Consider the following 17,872-nt stretch of genomic DNA (forward strand, 5'->3'; position numbering starts at 1 on the left):
TCGCCCGAAAGTCCTGCGGAGGTTCGTCCCGTGACCCTCACCGAGGTCCGGCCGTCGTCGCCGGATGCCGCCACCCTGCGGCGTCCGGCGGCGGTGCGGCTGGCGTGGCTCGCCGTGACGGCGCTCGTGCTCGCCTGCCTGTGCGCCGCGTCCGTCGCCGTCGGCGTACGGGCGGTGTCGCTCGACGACATCCTCGCCGGACTCGCCGGCGGCACCGACGGGGTGGCGCAGGCCGCGGTCGCCGCGCGCCTGCCGCGCACGGTGCTGGCCGTGCTCGTCGGCGCCGCACTCGCACTGTCGGGCACAACGATGCAGGCGGTCACCCGCAACCCGCTGGCCGACCCGGGGATCCTGGGCGTCTCGGGCGGGGCGGCACTCGCCGTGGTGATCGGCATCGCCTTCTTCGGGATGTCGGACCCCTACGCGGTGATCGCCGCCTCGATCGCCGGGTCGGCGGCCGCGGCCGTGTTCGTCTACGCGGTCGGCTCCCTCGGACGGGGCGGCGCGACCCCGCTGAAGCTCGCGCTGGCGGGGGCGGCGGCATCCGCCGCGTTCATGTCGCTCGTCAGCGCGATCCTGCTCCCCCGCATCGACATCGTCGAGACCTTCCGGTTCTGGCAGATCGGCGGCGTCGGCGGGGCGACGTGGGACCGGGTCGCGGTGGTCGCGCCGATCCTCGCCGTGGGCGCTGTCGTGTGCCTCGCGTGCGCACGCGGCATGAACTCGCTGGCGCTGGGCGACGACTTGGCCGCCGGGCTGGGCGAGCACGTGATGCGCACCCGGCTGATCTCGTCCGCGGGCGCCGTGATCCTGTGCGGTGCGGCGACCGCGGTCGCGGGCCCGATCGCGTTCGTCGGCCTCGTCGTCCCTCACCTGTGCCGCCTGCTGATCGGGGCCGACCACCGGTTCCTCCTGCCGTTCACGGCGATCGCCGGCGCCGGGCTCCTCGTCGCCGCGGACGTCGTCGGACGGGTGGCGGCCCGTCCCGAGATCGAGGTGGGGATCGTCACCGCGCTCATCGGCGCGCCGGTGTTCATCTGGATCGTCCGTCGTCAGAAGGTGCGCGAACTGTGACCCCCGCCTCCACCTCGGTCCTCGCCCCCGCCCTCTCCCCCGTCGCCGCGATCGCGGCCGGGCGCCGGCGCCGCGGGCGACGACGGATCGTCGTCGTCGGAACGCTCGCGGCGGCCGTCCTCGTGGTCTTCGCCGTGTCGCTCATGGTGGGCAACTCCTTCTACGGCCCTGGTGAGGTCGTCCGCGTCATCCTGGGGCAGACCGTCCCGGGGGCCTCGTTCACCGTCGGCGAGCTGCGGCTGCCCCGGGCGGCCCTCGGCCTCCTCGCCGGATTCGCGTTCGGGATCGCCGGCGTCACCTTCCAGACGATGCTGCGCAACCCGCTGGCCTCCCCCGACATCATCGGCATCACGTCGGGGGCGAGCGCCGCTGCCGTGTTCGGGATCGTGGTGCTCGCGCTCTCCGAGACGCTCGTCTCGGTGCTGGCCGTCGCCGGCGCCCTGCTGACGGCCTTCGTGATCTTCCTGCTGTCCGACAAGGGCGGATTCGCCGGCACGCGGCTCATCCTCATCGGCATCGGCGTGGCCGCGATGCTCGACAGCGCGGTGACCTACGTGCTGTCCCGCGCGGCGGCGTGGGACCTCCAGTCCGCGATGCGGTGGCTCACCGGCAGCCTCAACGGCGCGACGTGGGAGGCGGTGCTCCCGCTGGCGGTGGCAGCGGTGGTCATGGTGCCGGTGCTGCTCGCTCAGGGCCGCGGCCTCGGTGCGCTGGGGCTCGGGGATGACGCCGCCGCGAGCCTGGGAGTGGCGGTCACCCGCACCCGCCTCCTCGCGATCGTGGCCGCCGTGGTGCTGCTGGCGTTCGCAACCGCCGCGACCGGCCCGATCGCCTTCGTCGCGTTCATGGCGGGTCCGATCGCGGCGCGGCTCGTCGGCTCCGGCGGATCGCTGCTCGTGCCGGCAGGACTCGTCGGCGCGCTGCTCGTGCTCGTAGCCGACCTCATCGGCCAGTTAGCCTTCGACAGCCGCTACCCCGTGGGTGTCGTCACCGGCGTCCTCGGCGCTCCCTACCTCATCTACCTGCTCATCAGGACGAATCGCTCCGGAGGCTCGCTATGACGGCATCCCCCGCCCGCCGCGCACCCCACGCGCTCGCCGCCGAGGCGGTGACGCTCGGCTACGGCGACCGAACCATCGTCGACGGACTGGACCTCGAGGTCCCCCCGGGCCGCATCACGTCGATCGTGGGTGCGAACGGATGCGGCAAGTCGACGCTGCTGCGCGCGCTCGCACGCCTGATCTCACCGCGGTCGGGCCGCATCGTGCTCGACGGCAGGGCGCTGCACGGCCGCCCCTCCAAGGATGTCGCGCGCACCCTCGGCCTCCTGCCGCAGAGCCCGACCGCGCCGGAGGGCATCGCGGTCGCCGATCTCGTCGGCCGTGGCCGCCACCCGCACCAGAAGCTGCTGGCACGCTGGAGCGAGCGCGACTACAGCGCCGTCGCGGAAGCGCTCGCCGCCACCGGCACCGCGGATCTCGCCGACCGCTCGGTGGACGAGCTGTCGGGCGGGCAGCGCCAGCGGGTGTGGATCGCGATGGCCCTGGCGCAGGAGACCGACATCCTGCTCCTCGATGAGCCCACGACGTTCCTGGACGTCGCCCACCAGGTCGAGGTGCTCGATCTCCTCACCGATCTCAATCGCGAACGCGGCACGACGATCGTCATGGTCCTGCACGACATGAACCTGGCAGCGCGGTACTCCGACCATCTGGTCGCGCTGCGCAACGGCCGGATCGTCGCCGGCGGCCCGCCGCGCGAGATCATGACCGACGCGCTGATCCGCGAGGTCTTCGACCTGGACGCGCTCGTCGTCGCCGATCCGGTGTCGGGTGCCCCCATCGTCCTGCCCCGCGGCCGTCACCACGTGACGACGGATGCCGTCTCCCCTGTTCCCGCCCTCACCACCGGAGTGCTCGATGCCTGACGCCGACGTCCCCTACCGCTTCTTCCGCGCCCGCGTGAGCGCGATCGCCGATGTGACGCCGAGCTTCCGGCGGTTCACCTTCGGCGGCGACGATCTCGCCGACTTCGGCGACCCCGGGCTGGACCAGCGGATCAAGATCGTCTTCCCGACGCCCACCACAGGCCTGGAGGCCATGCCCGTGGGCGAGGACTGGTCCGCGCAGTGGCGCGATCTGCCCGAGGAACGGCGCCTGCCGTTCCGCACGTACACGACGCGCTATGTGCGCAACGACCTCCGCGAGGTCGACGTCGACATGGTCGCCCACGACGTGATCGGCCCGGCATCCGAATGGATCGCCCGGGCGGCGATCGACGACGAGGTGCTGATCTTCGCCCCCTCTGCCGGTCACCGCGGCGTGAGCTTCGGCGTGGACTTCGTCCCACCCTCCCGCGTCGACGCCGTCCTCCTGGCCGGCGACGAGACCGCCGCGCCGGCGATCGCCGCGATCCTGGAACAGCTCCCCCGCGACGCCCGCGGAGTGGTCGCCGTCGAGCTTCCGCACGCGGACGACGCGGCGTACCTGCCGCGGCATCCCGGTTTCGAGTATCGGATCGGGGCGCGCGGCGAGGCCGAGCGCCACACTCACCTGATGACGTCGGTGGCGGATGCCGCCGCGGCCCTCGCCCCACGGGGCCAGGGTGCGGACGTCGAGGAGGTCGACGTCGATGCCGACATCCTGTGGGAGGTGCCGCGCACCGCGAAGGGCGGTGCCGCGCTGAAGAGCGCACGGCTGTACGCCTGGCTCGCCGGCGAGGCCGGCGCGATCAAGGCGCTGCGGCGACACCTCGTGTCCGAGCTCGGGGTCGACCGGCGCGCGGTCGCCTTCATGGGCTACTGGCGTCTGGGCAGGGCGGAGAACTAGAGGATCGCGCCCAGGCCGGCGATGAGCGCGTCCAGTCCCTTGTCGAAGACCTCCATGCTGCGCAGGCTCGACAGCCCGGGCTCCTCGACCGACGGATGCCGCGCTCCGGCGCCCCGCGCCCACACGACGAGGAAACCCGTCGCGTAGGCATCGGTGATCGCGAGCACCTGACGCGCCTGCTCGACGGAGAGCCCTCCCTCCGCGAGGTTCTCGGCGAATCCGTTCAGGTGCTCGGCGACGGGCGAGCTGTCGTACGGCGCCAGAGCGAGCAGTTCGAACGACCGCGGAGTCCGGACGGCCAGATCGCGGTACGACTCCAGCGCGCGACGCACGCCCTGCTGCCACGTCTCACCGCGGACACGCCGGGTGTCGAGCTCGGAGATGAGGCGCCCCACGATGGCGTCCACGAGATCCTCGCGACTGCGCACGTGGGTGTACAGACTCATCGGCGCGCAGCCGAGCTCGACGGCGAGCGATCTCATCGTGAGCGCCTCGAGACCGTCGCGCTCGATGAGGCCGACGGCCGCGGCGGTGATGTCATCGCGGGTCAGCTTGCGCCGCTGCGCAGGGACGACTTGACGTGGGGTCACGGATGCCACAGTATCGGTCCGTACATCGTACGGAAACGGAGAATCAATGGAGCTCTTCCAGCTGACGGCCACTCGGGCCACCGCGATGTTCCACCGCCGCGAGCTCTCGCCGGTGGAACTGCTCGAGGCGGTCATCGCGCGCACCGAGGCGACCGAGCCGGTCATCAACGCGGTGACCGAGCAGTGGATCGACGAGGCGCGCGTGTCGGCCGCGCTGTCCGAGCGCCGCTACGCACAGGGCGAGGCGGTGCGTCCGCTCGAGGGCATCCCGCTCATGCTCAAGGACGAGCAGCCGATCGCCGGGCGTCTTCTCGAAGACGGCAGCCTCCTCGAGAAGGGGCACATCGCCGACGTCACCCACCCCATCGTCGACCGCATCATCGAGTCCGGCGCCGTGATCCACGGCCGCACCACGACCCCGGAGTACTGCTGCGCACCGGTGACCCACACCACGCTGTGGGGCATCACCCGCAACCCCTGGAACCCCGATTACACGCCGGGCGGCTCGTCCGGAGGCTCCGGCGCCGTGCTCGCCGCGGGCTCGACGATCCTCGCCACCGGCTCCGACATCGGCGGATCGATCCGCATCCCGTCCTCCTTCTGCGGCGTCGTGGGCTTCAAGCCGCCGTTCGGTCGCGTTCCCGGCCTCGCGCCGTTCAACTCCGACACCTACTGCGCCGACGGCCCGATGGGCCGCAGCGTCGCCGACGTGGCGATGCTGCAGAACGTGATCTCGGGACCGTGGTCGGGCGACGCGGCGTCGCTGCGTCCGCAGCTGCCGGTCTCGGGCGAGCCCACGTCCCTGGCAGGCATGCGCATCGCGCTGTGCGTCGACCTCGGCGGGTACCGGGTGGACCCCGCGGTCGAGGCGAACACGCGGGCGGCCGCCGCCGCACTCGTGGAGGCGGGCGCGATCGTCGAGGAGGTCACGCTGCCGTGGGGCCCCGAACGCGTGCACGAGACCGCGTGGCCGCACTTCGGCGCCGTCATGGGGCCGTTCATCGACTCGGTCGCCGACGGCGATCCGGACAAGACCGCGCAGCTCATGCCGTACACGCGCGCGTTCGCGTACTCGGCGGCCAACAGTGCGTCGTACATCGACGGGCTCGTCGCGGAGACCGAGTTCTACCGCCCGTTCGGCGAGCTCATGATGCGCTACGACGCGCTGGTGTGCCCCACCGTCGCCGGCACCGGCCTCGCCGCAGACGAGCCGTGCACCGACACGCGCGACGTCTTCGCGCAGCTCATGACGCTGCCGTTCAACGTGATCGGCCGCGTGCCCGTGCTCGCCGTCCCGTCCGGCAAGGCGCCCAACGGCGTGCCCACCGGCGTGCAGATCGTCGGCCGCACCTACGACGACACCACGGTGTTCCGGGTGGGTGCCGCCCTCGAGCGCGAGCTCGAGCTGTGGACCGACCCCGCCTGGTGGCCGACCATCTGACCGGCTGAGCCTCAGCGGCTCGGGACCGCCTCGTGCGCGTGCCCGAGCCGCAGGCCCGGCACCAGGGCGCCCAGCGCGAGCACCACCGCGATCCCGAAGACGGCGGGGAAGCCGGCATCCGTCCCCGCCAACGCGGTGAACACCAGCCCCATCACCGCGATCGACGATGCCGAGCCGACCGCGTCCGAGATCGACAGCGCCGAGGAGTTGAAGCCCTGGTTCTGCGGTGTCGAGTACGCCAGCGTGAGCACGGTCAGGCGCGGGTACATGAGACCCATACCGCCTCCGGCCAGGCCCCAGCCGACGATCAGCACCGCGGGGTGCAGGCCCAGCATCGCCGTCGCCGCCGCGATGAGGAGCGAGGCCACCAGCAGCGCCGTTCCCACGAGGGTGATGCGCGTGTTCCCGAGCCGATCGCCGAAGCGGCCCTGCACGTCGGCGGCGGCCGCCCACGCCAGCGCGGCGGCGGTCAGCCCCAGTCCCGCCCACGTCGGCGAGAAGCCGTAGCCGTCGATGAGCAGATACGGGACGTAGATCTCCGCCCCGAACAGCGCACCCGCGATGAGCCCGCGCATCAGCACGACGCTGGGAAGTCCCCTCGCCGCCCGCAGCGTCCCGCGCGGCAGCAGCGGGCGTGCCGCCAGACCGATGACGACGACGGAAGCCGCCACCGCGGCCCATGCCCAGGTTCCGAGCTCGCCGGCGAGGCTCAGCCCCAGCGCCCCCACCGCGACCGCCACGGCGCACGCCAGCCGCGGCGCGATGCGGGCGGTCGCGGGGTGATCCGTGCGCAGCGGAAGGCCGTGCAGGCGCGCGACGACCATCGCGAACGCGACGACGGTGAGCGCCGCCACGCCGAGGAAGACCCAGCGCCAGTGCAGGAACTCGGTGACCGCGCCCGCGAGGAACGGGCCGATGAGCGAGGGCACCACCCACGCCGCGGAGAACGCCGCGAACACCCGGCCGTGCAACGCGCCGGGATACACGCGCGCCACGACGACGTAGAGGGCGACCGTCTGACCGCCGGTGCCGAGGCCCTGCACCAGGCGTCCGGCGACGAGCACCGGCATCGTGAGGGCGAAGCCGGCGATGAGCAGGCCTATGACGAACAAGCCCACCGCCGTGCTCAGCGGCGCCAGGACGCCACCGCGGTCGCACCACGCGCCGGCGGCGACCATGCCGATGACGCTCGTCGCGAGCGTGCCCGCGAAGGCGACGGCGTAGAGGCGCTCGCCATCGAGGTCGGCGCTGACCACGGGCATGACCGTCGTGACGGCGAGCGATTGCATCGCCGCCAGGAAGATCAGCGCGATGGCGCCGATCGTCACCCAGACGTACCGCGCGTTCCAGATGCCGACGGAGGCGTCCGTCCGGGACGTCACGAGCGCGCCAGCGCGCCCAGGCGCACCACCGCTTCGCGCAGCACGTCCGGCGAGCAGCCGAAGTTCAGGCGCACGTGGCCCTTCCCCTCTTCGCCGAAGTGCGGGCCGAAATGCAGCGCGACCTTCGCGTCGCGCAGGATCCGCACCGCCGGGTTGTCGCCCCAGCCGACGTCGGAGAGGTCGATCCACGCGAGGAATCCGGCATCCGGGATCCGGTAGCGCGCGCCGGGCACGTGTTCGGCGAGCAGCTCCGCCAGGAGCGTCCGGTTCTCGTCCAGCGCCGCGAGCTGCGCATCGAGCCACTCATCGCTCTCGGGCGAGAACGCGGCGACGGCCGCGAGGGCGCCGAACAGCCCCGTGCGCCACTCGACCTCCTCGGGAAGACCCCGCACGACCGCCGTCGTGGCGTCGTCGGCGGTGACCATCAGCGCGCACTTCAGGCCGGCGAGGTTGAACGCCTTGCTCGCACTGGCGACGGTGTAGCCGACGCGGGCGGCAGCGGGCGAGGCGGCGAGGAACGGCGTGAAGGTCGCGCCGCGACCGATCAGCGGCGCGTGGATCTCGTCGCTGACGACGACCGCGTCATGGCGCTCGACCAGCTCGGCCAGCGCCGCGAGGCTCTCCCGGGAGTGCGCGGTGCCGGTGGGGTTGTGGGGGTTGCACAGAAGCACCGCCCGCGCGCCGGCGGCCAGCGCCGCCTCGATGCCGGGGAGGTCGAGCTCCCAGGCATCCCCGGTGTCGCGCAGCGGCACGCGCTCCACGACGGCGCCCGCCTCGGGGATGCAGTCGTAGAACGGCGGGTACACCGGCGGCGTCACGATCACCCGGTCGCCGGGTTCGGTCACCTGACGCAGGATCTCGACGACGCCCATCATGACGTCGCACGTCGTACGGATCCGCGAGGGGTCGACGGTCCACCCGAAGCGGCGCTGCGCGAACCCGACGTACGCGGCCGTCACGCCCGGGTCCGGCGGGGTGTAGCCGGTGTCGCCCAGCTCGACCGCCCGGGTCAGCGCGGCGGTGACCGCCGGCGCCGGCGAGAAGTCCGTCTCCGCGACGAACAGCGGCAGGACGTCCTCGGGGTACTTGCGCCACTTCGTGCTGGTGCGCTGCCTGAGCCGATCGATGGGAAGTGCCTGCAGAGGGGTGACGCTCACTCCACGAGCCTATCGATCCCCCGAGGAGCCGGACACGCCGCCGTCACCCTGCGAAACGGCAGGGTGACGGCGCATGCGTCAGATCGCGAAGCCGAGGGCGCGCATCATGTCGCGCCCGTCGTCGGTGATCCGCTCCGGGCCCCACGGCGGCATCCACACCCAGTTGATGCGGAACCGCTCGACGATGTCGTCGAGGGCCTGAGCGGTCTGCTCCTCGAGCACGTCGGTGAGCGGGCAGCCCGCCGACGTGAGCGTCATGTGGATGACCAGCGCGTCGTTCTCGTCGTCCCACGCGAGGTCGTAGATGAGGCCGAGGTCCACGACGTTGATCCCGAGCTCCGGGTCCATGACGTCCTTGAGAGCCTCGGTCACCTCGTCGTACTTCTCGGGGGTGAGCGTCGCCGTCATAGGACGATCCTACGCTTCGCTGCCGACGGGGGCCTCGGCCGGCTCCTCTTCGCCCGAGGGCAGGAAGCGGTCGTAGCCCTCGTCCTCGAGGCGGTCGGCCAGCTCCGGGCCGCCCTCCTCGACGATGCGCCCCGCCACCATGACGTGCACGAAGTCGGGCGCGATGTAGCGCAGGATGCGGGTGTAGTGCGTGATGAGCAGCACGCCGAGGTCGGTCTCCGCCTTGGCGCGGTTGACGCCCTCCGAGACGATCTTCAGCGCGTCGACGTCGAGGCCGGAGTCGGTCTCGTCGAGGATCGCGATCTGGGGCTTGAGCAGCTCGAGCTGCAGGATCTCGTGGCGCTTCTTCTCGCCGCCCGAGAAGCCCTCGTTGACGTTGCGCTGCGCGAACTTCGGGTCCATGCGCAGATTCTTCATCGACGCCTTGACGTCCTTCGTCCACGTGCGGATCGAGGGCGCCTCGCCGTCGATCGCGGTCTTCGCGGTACGCAGGAAGTTCGTGACGGTGACGCCGGGGATCTCGACCGGGTACTGCATCGCGAGGAACAGACCGGCACGCGCGCGCTCGTCGACCGACATCGCGAGGACGTCCTCGCCGTCGAGCGTGATCGAGCCGCTGGTGACCGTGTACTTGGGGTGACCGGCGATCGTGTAGGCCAGGGTCGACTTGCCGGAGCCGTTGGGGCCCATGATCGCGTGGGTCTCACCCTTGCGGATCGTGAGGGTCAGGCCGTTGAGGATCGGGGTGGTTCCGGCATCCGTCTCGACCGTCACGTGGAGGTCGCGGATCTCGAGGACAGACATTGTTCAGTACCTTCTTCAGTTCACTTCGAGCTTGACGGTCGCGTCGATGAGCACGTCATCGCCGTCGACGGTGACCGCGAAGACCGGGACCGGCTCGTACGCGGGGAGATTGAGGGGCTTTCCGGTGCGCAGCGAGAACGCCGAGCCGTGGGCCCAGCACTCCAGCGAGTCGCCGTCGACGAAGCCCTCCGACAGCGAGATGTCGCCGTGGGTGCACACATCGCCGATGGCGTGGACCTCGCCGCTCGAGTCGAGCACGACGGCGATGGCGACGCCGTCCACCTCGACGCGACGGGCCTCGTCCTGGACGAGGTCGCTGAGGGCGCACACCCGCTGAGCGGTCATCGGGCCGCCTCCTTGGCGAGCTCTTCCTCGATCGCGGCGAACAGCTCGGCCTCGAGGTCCTCGACGCCGATCTTCTGCACGATCTCCGCGAGGAAGCCGAGCACGACCAGGCGTCGCGCCTCGTCCTCGCTGATACCGCGGGCCTGCAGGTAGAACAGCTGCTCGTCGTCGAAGCGACCGGTCGCGCTGGCGTGGCCGGCCCCGCGGATGTCGCCCGTCTCGATCTCGAGGTTCGGGATCGACTCGGCGCGGGCGCCCTCGGTGAGGACCAGGTTGCGGTTGGCCTCGTACGAGTCGGTGCCGACGGCATCCGGTCCGATGAGGACGTCGCCGATCCACACGGTGCGCGCCGCGGCGCCCTGGAGTGCGCTCTTGTAGAGCACGTCGCCCGACGTCTCGGCACCCTTGTGGTGCAGGTACACCTGGCTCTCGAGGTGCTGACCGGAGTCGGAGTAGCTCAGGCCGTACAGCTCGGCGTGCGAACCGGTGCCCGCGAGCTCGACGCTCGGGTTCACCCGCACGACGCCGCCGCCGAAGCTGACCACGATGTGGCGCAGCGACGCGTCGCGGTCGACGCGGGCCTGATGGGATGCCGCGTGCACGGCGTCGTCGTCCCAGCGCTGCACCGTGACGAGCTCGAGGTGGGCGCCCTCGCGGACGATGATCTCGACGTTCTGGGCGAACTGGGCGCTGCCGACGTGGTGGAGCACGACCGTCGAGCGGCTGTGGCGGGATGCCTCGATCACGACGTGCGCGTGGGCGACGAGGTCTGCTCCCCCGCCCACGGCCTCGATCACGACGGGCTCGTCGAGCTCGGCCTCGGCCGGGATCTGCACGTACAGCGCCTCGGCCGACCGGGTCCAGGCGACAGCCGCGGGCAGGTCCTCGGGCGAGAACACCTCGCCGCGCGGCGCCGTGCCGATCTCCAGACCGGCGCCGGCCACCGGGCCGGTGACGGTCACCGAGACGGCGCCGGCGTCGCCCGCGGCATCCGCGAACAGGCGCTGCAGGCGCTGGATGGGCGTGTGCTTCCAGTTGACCTCGCGTCCCGTGGGCGCCTCGTAGGCGGCCGGGTCGGCGGAGTGGAAACGTTCGGAGCGGGTCTGCACCGGGATGAACGCACCGGCGCCATCGGTGTGGCCCTTCGCGCCGGGAATGGTGGGGGCCTCAGTGGTGGGGCTCATCTAGCCGACGGATCCTTCCATGCCCATCTCGATGAGCTTGTTGAGTTCGAGCGCGTACTCCATGGGCAGCTCCCGCGCGATCGGCTCGATGAAGCCGCGCACGATCATGGCCATGGCCTCGTCTTCGGGCATGCCGCGGCTCATCAGGTAGAACAGCTGCTCTTCGCTGACCTTCGAGACCGTGGCCTCGTGGCCCAGCTGCACGTCGTCGACGCGGATGTCGATCGCCGGGTAGGTGTCGGAGCGCGAGATCGTGTCGACCAGCAGCGCGTCGCAGCGGACCGTGTTGGCCGAGTGGTGCGCGTTCGCGTCGACCCGGACCTCACCGCGGTAGCCGGCGCGGCCTCCGCCGCGCGCGATCGACTTCGAGACGATCGAGGACTGCGTGTACGGCGCCATGTGGATCATCTTGGCGCCGGCGTCCTGGTGCTGGCCGGGGCCCGCGAACGCGACGGACAGGGTCTCGCCCTTGGCGTGCTCGCCCATCAGGTAGATCGACGGGTACTTCATCGTGACCTTGGAGCCGATGTTGCCGTCGATCCACTCCATCGTCGCGCCCTCGTGCGCGATGGCACGCTTGGTGACGAGGTTGTAGACGTTGTTCGACCAGTTCTGGATCGTCGTGTAGCGCACGCGGGCGTTCTTCTTCACGATGATCTCGACGACGGCCGAGTGCAGCGAGTCGCTCTTGTAGATCGGGGCGGTGCAGCCCTCGATGTAGTGCACGTACGAGCCCTCGTCGGCGATGATGAGCGTCCGCTCGAACTGGCCCATGTTCTCCGTGTTGATGCGGAAGTAGGCCTGCAGCGGGATCTCGACATGCACGCCCGGCGGCACGTAGACGAACGAGCCGCCCGACCACACCGCGGTGTTCAGCGCCGCGAACTTGTTGTCGCCGGCGGGGATGACGGTGCCGAAGTACTCCTCGAAGAACTCCGGGTGCTCGCGCAGCGCGGTGTCGGTGTCCATGAAGATGACACCCTGCGCCTCGAGCTGCTCGTTGATCTGGTGGTAGACCACCTCGGACTCGTACTGCGCGGCGACGCCGGCGACCAGGCGCTGGCGCTCGGCCTCGGGGATGCCGAGCTTTTCGTACGTGTTGCGGATGTCCTCGGGGAGGTCCTCCCACGACTGCGCCTGCTTCTCGGTGGAGCGCACGAAGTACTTGATGTTGTCGAAGTCGATCTCACTGAGATCCGCACCCCATGTCGGCATGGGCTTGCGATCGAACAGCTGCAGCCCCTTGAGCCGGGTCTTGAGCATCCACTCCGGCTCGGCCTTCAGCGCAGAGATGTCGCGCACCACGGCGTCGCTCAGGCCACGCCTGGCGCTCGCTCCCGCGGCATCGGCATCGTGCCAGCCGAACTCGTAGACACCCAGGCCTTCCAGCTCCGGGCGATCGATCAGCACATCAGTCATCGTCACGTTCTCCTCCGGGCCCTGGCGGTGTCATCCGTCCCGGCATCCGTACTCTCCGGTGGAGATACCGGAGGGGGGATGCCGCTTCTCGGGCCCTCTCAGCGGCGCTGACCATCGCGCCTAGACTGTCAGTGGTGCGCGACGCGATGAGACGCGCGCGACCGACACCTCGATTCTACAGGTTCCGCCCTGCCACGGGCGCGCCGGGTCCCGGAAGCGGGCCGACGCGACTTCCACCCCGCTCGCAGGAGGAACCGCTGCCAGGAGGCGACGAGCAGTATGTCCGCGGACCCGACCACGACCACCGCACCGGGCATCTGGCAGCGATTCCGGAGCTGGCTGCCCGCGCGTGTCGACCGCCGCGTGAAGGTCGCCGCCTGGATCTCGCTGATCCTCGAGATCGCGATCGTCGGCACCGGCGGCGCCGTGCGGCTGACCGATTCGGGGCTGGGCTGCGAATGGCCGCTGTGCACCCCCGATTCGCTGTTCCCGACCGCCGAGCAGAGTTACCACAGCCTCATCGAGTTCGGGAACCGGGGGCTCTCGTTCTTCGTCGGCCTGGCGGCCGTCGCCGTCATCGTGCTGATCTCGCGGTTCCGCCGCGAACGACGCGATCTGTGGACGATGGCCTGGATCGTCTTCGCCGGCGTGCTGGTGCAGGCCGCGGTGGGCGGCATCCTGGTCATCTTCGACCTGCACCCGAACCTGGTCTCGTTCCACTACATCGTCTCGCTCGTCCTGGTCGCCGTGGCCGCCGCCTTCGTCGCGCGGATGGGGCAGCCGGCGGGCCGTCGCGAGCTCGCCGTCCCGCGGTGGCTCGCGATCCTCACCCACATCACCTCGTTCGTCCTCGCCGTGACCGTGCTGATCGGCGTCCTCACCACCGGCGCCGGCCCTCACTCTGGCGACCCGGAGGTCACGCTGCGCAACGGGTTCGACGCGTCGCTGCTCGAGCACGTGCACGCCTGGCCGGGCTACACGCTGTTCGCGCTCACCCTGGTGCTCGTCATCGGCGCGTGGCGTCACCGTGCGACCGCGCGCGCCGCGCTGCAGTGGTCGCTCGCCATGCTCGGGGTCGAGCTCGTGCAGATCGGTGTCGGCCTCTACCAGGCGCGCAACGATCTGCCTCCGCTCGCCGTCGGCGTGCACATGGTGCTCGCCGCCGTCGCGGTGGCGACGATGACGGCCCTCGTCATGCACCTGAAGCGGCCGATCGAGAGCCCTTCCGCGCACAGCTGATCCATAGCTTGCGGATTGGCGCCGCACGGACTCCTTTGGGAGGGTGGGATGCCGCGGCCGCCCGGGTCGCGCATCCGGAGGAGTGATCCCTACATGCCCACCCGTCCCCGTCTCATCAGCAGCATCCCGTTCTGGGGCCTCGTCGTCGTATCGCTCGCGACCATCGGCGGCGGCTGGTACCTCACGACCGACAAGCTCGGCTCGATGACCACGAAGCTCACCGACGGCAGCGCGACGGGTGTCGACGTCTACGTCGGCCAGTCGGTCGCGCAGCTCGGATCGATCCTGATCGGCGCCGGCGTCATCGGCGTGCTGCTCGCCTTCGGCATCGCCGCCCTGTCGACGCTGCGCCCGCAGGCTCCCGTCGAGGTCGTCGAGCCCATCGACTGGCAGGCCGAGTCCGCGGCCGCCGCGGACGAGGTCGTCGCGCAGCCCGAGGTCGTGGCCGAGCCCGTCGTCGAGGCCGAGCCCGTCGTCGAGGCCGAGCCCGTCGTCGAGGCCAAGCCCGTCGTCGAGGCCAAGCCCGAGGCATCCGACACCTCGCGCTGACCCGCAGTAACGCGAAGAGGCCGCCCGGTTCGCCGGGCGGCCTCTTCGCGTCTGCGGATCAGAAGGGCAGCAGCGGGTCGACCGCGATCGCCACGAACAGCAGCGTGAGGTACGTGATCGACGCGTGGAACACGCGCATCGGCCGCGGCTCGGTGCCGCGCACGGCGCGGTTGTAGAGCACGTGCGACTCGTAGATGAACCAGCCGCCGAACACCACGGCGGAGACGATGTAGACCAGGCCCATGTCGGCGACGGGGATCAGCAGCAGCGAGCACACGACGGTCGCCCACGCGTAGAGGATCACCTGCAGGCCGACCTGCGAGCCGGCCCGGGTCGCGCCGAGCATCGGAACGTCGACGCCCTCGTACTGGTCCTTGTACTTCATCGACAGCGGCCAGTAATGCGGCGGCGTCCACAGGAACACCAGCACGAACAGGATGACGGGCGGCCAGGCGAGCGAGCCGGTGACCGCCGTCCAGCCGATGAGCACCGGGAAGCAGCCGGCGATGCCGCCCCACACGATGTTCTGCTCGGTGCGGCGCTTGAGGATCATCGTGTAGATCACGACGTAGAAGAAGATGGCGACGGCGGAGAGGGTCGCGGCGAGCCAGTTCGTGGTGAGCCACAGCCACACCGTCGAGAACACCGCGAGCGACCACGCGAAGATCAGGGCGCCGCGCGGCGAGACCTCGCCGGTCACGAGCGGGCGGTTCACGGTGCGCTGCATGTGCGCGTCGATGTCGCGGTCGAGGTACATGTTGAACGCCGCCGCGGAACCCGCGCTCGCGGTGCCGCCGATGACGGTCGCCACCATGAGCCACAGGCTCGGGAAGCCGCCCTGCGCGAGGATCATCACCGGCACGGTGGTCACCAGCAGCAGCTCGAGCACCCGCGGCTTCATCAGCGCCACGTAGGCGCGGATCGTGCGTCCGACGCTCTGCTGCGACCGGCGGGATCCGTCGGCGGATGCCTCGGTCCCGGCCGTCTTCGTGATGTCCATGGCCCCCGCAATCGCCGCCTGCAGAATCCCCCCAAGTCTAGGGCATCCCTTCCGACCGCCCTGCGGCGGCCCGGCGGGGGCCGCTCCGCGGCGATCACAGCCGTCGGGCGGCCCACGTGAAGGGATCGTGACCCGCACGACACCGCCTCGTCACCGGCGAGGACCGGGCGTCCGCAAGACTGCGTCACATAGACGGCTCGCATGGCCTGGGCGGCATGCCGCTTCGCTATGCTGAGAAACACGCGCGCCCGTCGCCGATTCCCCCTTCTCCATCCGGACAAGGGCCGCGAGCCGGCCACCAAGGGCGCACCTCCTCGAGAAAGGCGGCCCGGTGTCGGAACTGCGTTGGGATGAGATCGATCGGCGCGCGGTGGACACCGCCCGCGTGCTGGCAGCGGACGCGGTCGAGAAGGTCGGAAACGGCCACCCCGGCACGGCGATGAGCCTGGCGCCCGCCGCCTACCTGCTGTACCAGCGGGTGCTGCGGCATGACCCCGCCGACACGCACTGGGTCGGCCGCGACAGGTTCATCCTGTCGGCCGGGCACTCGTCGCTCACGCAGTACGTACAGCTGTACCTCGGCGGCTTCGGGCTCGAGCTCGACGACCTGAAGGCGCTGCGCACGTGGGGTTCGCTGACGCCGGGTCACCCCGAGTACGGCCACACCAAGGGCGTCGAGATCACGACCGGTCCCCTCGGGCAGGGCCTCGCGTCGTCGGTCGGATTCGCGTACGCGGCGCGCTACGAGCGCGGCCTGTTCGATCCGGACGCCCCCGCGGGCACCTCGCCGTTCGATCACCACATCTACGTGATCGCCGGTGACGGCGACCTGCAGGAGGGCGTCACCTCCGAGGCGTCGTCGCTCGCGGGTCACCAGGAGCTGGGCAACCTCATCGCGATCTATGACTCGAACCAGATCTCGATCGAGGACGACACCAACGTCGCCTTCACCGAGGATGTCGCCAAGCGCTACGAGTCGTACGGCTGGCACGTGCAGATCGTGGACTGGAAGAAGACCGGCCAGTACGTCGAGGACGTCGCGGAGCTCCACTCCGCGCTCGAGGCCGCGAAGGGCGAGACGGCCAAGCCGTCGCTCATCATCCTGCGCACGATCATCGGCTGGCCCTCCCCCGGCAAGCAGAACACCGGCAAGATCCACGGCTCCGCGCTCGGAGGCGACGAGCTCGCCGCCACCAAGAAGGTCCTCGGGTTCGATCCCGAGCAGTCGTTCGTCGTCGCCGACGACGTGATCGCCCACACCCGCGCCTTGAAGGACCGCGCCGCCGAAGCGCGTGCCGTCTGGCAGGAGTCGTTCGACGCCTGGGCCGAGGCCAACCCGGAGCGCAAGGCCCTGTTCGACCGCCTCGAGGCCGGCGAGCTGCCCGGTGACCTGGCATCCGCCCTCCCCTCGTTCGAGGCCGGCAAGGAGGTCTCCACGCGCGCGGCATCGGGCACGGTCATCAACGCCCTGGCCGGCGTGCTGCCCGAGCTGTGGGGCGGCTCGGCCGACCTGGCCGAGTCGAACCTCACCACGATCAAGGACGCCAAGTCGTTCATCCCCGCCGAGTGGTCGACCCACGAGTGGTCGGGCGACCCGTACGGCCGGGTGCTGCACTTCGGCATCCGAGAGCACGCCATGGGCGCGATCGTCAACGGCATCAAGCTGCACGGCCCGACGCGTCCGTTCGGCGGCACGTTCCTCATCTTCAGCGACTACATGCGCCCCTCGGTGCGCCTGGCCGCGCTGATGAACATCCCGTCGATCTTCGTGTGGACGCACGACTCCGTCGCGCTCGGCGAGGACGGCCCCACGCACCAGCCCGTCGAGCAGCTCGCGACCCTGCGCGCCATCCCCAGCTTCACGGTGGTGCGCCCCGCCGACGCGAACGAGACCTCGGCCGCGTGGCTGGAGATCGTGCGCCGACAGGGCGGCCCGTCGGGCATCGCGCTGACCCGCCAGAACATCCCGGTGTTCGCACGCGGCGAGGGCGAGGCGTCCGGTGATGTGTTCGCCTCGACCGACGGCGTCGCCAAGGGCGCCTACATCCTCGCCGAGGCGCCGAACGGCACCCCCGACGTGATCCTCATCGCGACCGGCTCCGAGGTGCAGCTGGCGGTCTCCGCGCGCGAGACCCTCGCCGCCGAGGGCATCAACGCCCGCGTGGTGTCGGCCCCGTCGCTGGAGTGGTTCGACGAGCAGGACGCCGCGTATCGCGAGAAGGTCCTCCCCGCCGCCGTCAAGGCGCGTGTGTCGGTCGAGGCCGGCTCCGCGCTCACCTGGCGCGGCATCGTCGGCGACGCCGGCCGCTCCGTCGCGATCGACCACTTCGGCGCGTCGGCCGACTACAAGACCCTGTTCCAGAAGTTCGGCATCACCGCCGAGGCCGTCATCGGGGCCGCCCGCGAGTCGCTTGCGGCCGCGGCGGCACTCGAGCCCGCGACGGCACAGTAA

The 17,872-nt window shown here is 70.9% G+C and carries 17 protein-coding genes; 8 read left to right on the forward strand and 9 right to left on the reverse strand.

Features of this window, described 5'->3' with window-relative positions; genetic code table 11:
- Positions 1 to 30 precede the first annotated feature (30 nt).
- From AC1DDU_RS17720 to AC1DDU_RS17735, 4 genes are read left to right on the forward strand one after another with little or no spacing between them, the layout of a single operon-like run.
- Entirely contained in the window at positions 31 to 1,074 is a 1,044-nt protein-coding gene (locus tag AC1DDU_RS17720) for a FecCD family ABC transporter permease (protein ID WP_477436401.1), read from the forward strand.
- Complete coding sequence (locus AC1DDU_RS17725) at positions 1,071 to 2,135, forward strand: FecCD family ABC transporter permease (RefSeq protein ID WP_477436403.1); 1,065 nt, start codon at positions 1,071 to 1,073, stop codon at positions 2,133 to 2,135. Before AC1DDU_RS17720 ends, AC1DDU_RS17725 begins: the two co-directional genes overlap by 4 nt.
- Positions 2,132 to 3,001, forward strand: a complete 870-nt coding sequence (locus AC1DDU_RS17730) for an ABC transporter ATP-binding protein (protein WP_477436405.1) — start codon at positions 2,132 to 2,134, stop codon at positions 2,999 to 3,001. Before AC1DDU_RS17725 ends, AC1DDU_RS17730 begins: the two co-directional genes overlap by 4 nt.
- The gene (locus tag AC1DDU_RS17735; protein WP_477436407.1) at positions 2,994 to 3,902 is read left to right on the forward strand and encodes a siderophore-interacting protein; all 909 of its coding nucleotides are present in this window, start codon (positions 2,994 to 2,996) and stop codon (positions 3,900 to 3,902) included. The genes AC1DDU_RS17730 and AC1DDU_RS17735 overlap by 8 nt, the downstream gene beginning before the upstream one ends.
- Here AC1DDU_RS17735 and AC1DDU_RS17740 read toward each other — a convergent pair.
- Positions 3,899 to 4,492 (reverse strand): TetR/AcrR family transcriptional regulator, encoded by a 594-nt coding sequence (locus AC1DDU_RS17740; RefSeq protein WP_477436409.1) that lies wholly within the window; start codon positions 4,490 to 4,492, stop codon positions 3,899 to 3,901. The two genes, AC1DDU_RS17735 and AC1DDU_RS17740, sit on opposite strands and share 4 nt — an antisense overlap.
- A 46-nt stretch (positions 4,493 to 4,538) precedes the next feature.
- Here AC1DDU_RS17740 and AC1DDU_RS17745 point away from each other — a divergent pair, with 46 nt between their 5' ends.
- On the forward strand, positions 4,539 to 5,933 hold the full coding sequence (locus AC1DDU_RS17745; protein ID WP_477436411.1) for an amidase: 1,395 nt from the start codon (positions 4,539 to 4,541) through the stop codon (positions 5,931 to 5,933).
- Positions 5,934 to 5,944: 11 nt separating this feature from the next.
- Here AC1DDU_RS17745 and AC1DDU_RS17750 read toward each other — a convergent pair whose 3' ends face one another.
- From AC1DDU_RS17750 to sufB, 7 genes are all read right to left on the reverse strand, one after another.
- Positions 5,945 to 7,315 (reverse strand): MFS transporter, encoded by a 1,371-nt coding sequence (locus tag AC1DDU_RS17750; RefSeq protein WP_477436413.1) that lies wholly within the window; start codon positions 7,313 to 7,315, stop codon positions 5,945 to 5,947.
- Positions 7,312 to 8,472, reverse strand: coding sequence for a MalY/PatB family protein (locus tag AC1DDU_RS17755; protein WP_477436415.1), 1,161 nt, complete (start codon positions 8,470 to 8,472; stop codon positions 7,312 to 7,314). The genes AC1DDU_RS17750 and AC1DDU_RS17755 overlap by 4 nt, the downstream gene beginning before the upstream one ends.
- A 78-nt stretch (positions 8,473 to 8,550) precedes the next feature.
- Positions 8,551 to 8,880 (reverse strand): metal-sulfur cluster assembly factor, encoded by a 330-nt coding sequence (locus AC1DDU_RS17760; RefSeq protein WP_045298811.1) that lies wholly within the window; start codon positions 8,878 to 8,880, stop codon positions 8,551 to 8,553.
- Positions 8,881 to 8,889: 9 nt separating this feature from the next.
- A complete protein-coding gene (gene sufC, locus AC1DDU_RS17765) occupies positions 8,890 to 9,684 on the reverse strand; it encodes a Fe-S cluster assembly ATPase SufC (protein ID WP_477436417.1) in 795 nt (264 codons plus the stop codon).
- A 15-nt stretch (positions 9,685 to 9,699) separates the two neighbouring features.
- Positions 9,700 to 10,029 carry a non-heme iron oxygenase ferredoxin subunit gene (locus AC1DDU_RS17770; protein WP_477436419.1) on the reverse strand — a complete coding sequence of 110 codons (330 nt, stop codon included), beginning with the start codon at positions 10,027 to 10,029 and terminating at the stop codon, positions 9,700 to 9,702.
- Positions 10,026 to 11,213: a Fe-S cluster assembly protein SufD gene (sufD, locus tag AC1DDU_RS17775; RefSeq protein ID WP_477436421.1), complete on the reverse strand. Its 1,188-nt coding sequence runs from the start codon at positions 11,211 to 11,213 to the stop codon at positions 10,026 to 10,028. The genes AC1DDU_RS17770 and sufD overlap by 4 nt, the downstream gene beginning before the upstream one ends.
- Positions 11,214 to 12,632, reverse strand: a complete 1,419-nt coding sequence (gene sufB, locus AC1DDU_RS17780) for a Fe-S cluster assembly protein SufB (protein WP_477436422.1) — start codon at positions 12,630 to 12,632, stop codon at positions 11,214 to 11,216. It lies immediately after the preceding gene.
- A 279-nt stretch (positions 12,633 to 12,911) separates the two neighbouring features.
- Between sufB and AC1DDU_RS17785 the strand changes: the two genes are divergently transcribed.
- Positions 12,912 to 13,871, forward strand: a complete 960-nt coding sequence (locus AC1DDU_RS17785) for a COX15/CtaA family protein (protein ID WP_477436424.1) — start codon at positions 12,912 to 12,914, stop codon at positions 13,869 to 13,871.
- A 93-nt stretch (positions 13,872 to 13,964) separates the two neighbouring features.
- Positions 13,965 to 14,420 (forward strand): dinucleotide-utilizing enzyme, encoded by a 456-nt coding sequence (locus AC1DDU_RS17790; protein WP_477436425.1) that lies wholly within the window; start codon positions 13,965 to 13,967, stop codon positions 14,418 to 14,420.
- Positions 14,421 to 14,478: 58 nt separating this feature from the next.
- Here AC1DDU_RS17790 and AC1DDU_RS17795 read toward each other — a convergent pair whose 3' ends face one another.
- On the reverse strand, positions 14,479 to 15,420 hold the full coding sequence (locus AC1DDU_RS17795) for a heme o synthase (RefSeq protein ID WP_477436427.1): 942 nt from the start codon (positions 15,418 to 15,420) through the stop codon (positions 14,479 to 14,481).
- A 331-nt stretch (positions 15,421 to 15,751) separates the two neighbouring features.
- On the opposite strand from AC1DDU_RS17795, the gene tkt reads away from it, so the two are divergent.
- Entirely contained in the window at positions 15,752 to 17,872 is a 2,121-nt protein-coding gene (tkt, locus tag AC1DDU_RS17800) for a transketolase (protein WP_477436429.1), read from the forward strand.

This window comes from Microbacterium sp. 05T445, assembly GCF_056395865.1.

Bases quoted from the DNA above. Each gene is read 5' to 3' on its own strand.
- AC1DDU_RS17770 (WP_477436419.1), bottom strand. From the start codon at position 10,029: ATGACCGCTCAGCGGGTGTGCGCCCTCAGCGACCTCGTCCAGGACGAG.
- AC1DDU_RS17745 (WP_477436411.1), top strand. From the start codon at position 4,539: ATGGAGCTCTTCCAGCTGACGGCCACTCGGGCCACCGCGATGTTCCAC.
- AC1DDU_RS17795 (WP_477436427.1), bottom strand. From the start codon at position 15,420: ATGGACATCACGAAGACGGCCGGGACCGAGGCATCCGCCGACGGATCC.
- AC1DDU_RS17760 (WP_045298811.1), bottom strand. From the start codon at position 8,880: ATGACGGCGACGCTCACCCCCGAGAAGTACGACGAGGTGACCGAGGCT.
- sufB (WP_477436422.1), bottom strand. From the start codon at position 12,632: ATGACTGATGTGCTGATCGATCGCCCGGAGCTGGAAGGCCTGGGTGTC.
- AC1DDU_RS17785 (WP_477436424.1), top strand. From the start codon at position 12,912: ATGTCCGCGGACCCGACCACGACCACCGCACCGGGCATCTGGCAGCGA.
- AC1DDU_RS17730 (WP_477436405.1), top strand. From the start codon at position 2,132: ATGACGGCATCCCCCGCCCGCCGCGCACCCCACGCGCTCGCCGCCGAG.
- sufC (WP_477436417.1), bottom strand. From the start codon at position 9,684: ATGTCTGTCCTCGAGATCCGCGACCTCCACGTGACGGTCGAGACGGAT.
- AC1DDU_RS17735 (WP_477436407.1), top strand. From the start codon at position 2,994: ATGCCTGACGCCGACGTCCCCTACCGCTTCTTCCGCGCCCGCGTGAGC.
- AC1DDU_RS17790 (WP_477436425.1), top strand. From the start codon at position 13,965: ATGCCCACCCGTCCCCGTCTCATCAGCAGCATCCCGTTCTGGGGCCTC.
- sufD (WP_477436421.1), bottom strand. From the start codon at position 11,213: ATGAGCCCCACCACTGAGGCCCCCACCATTCCCGGCGCGAAGGGCCAC.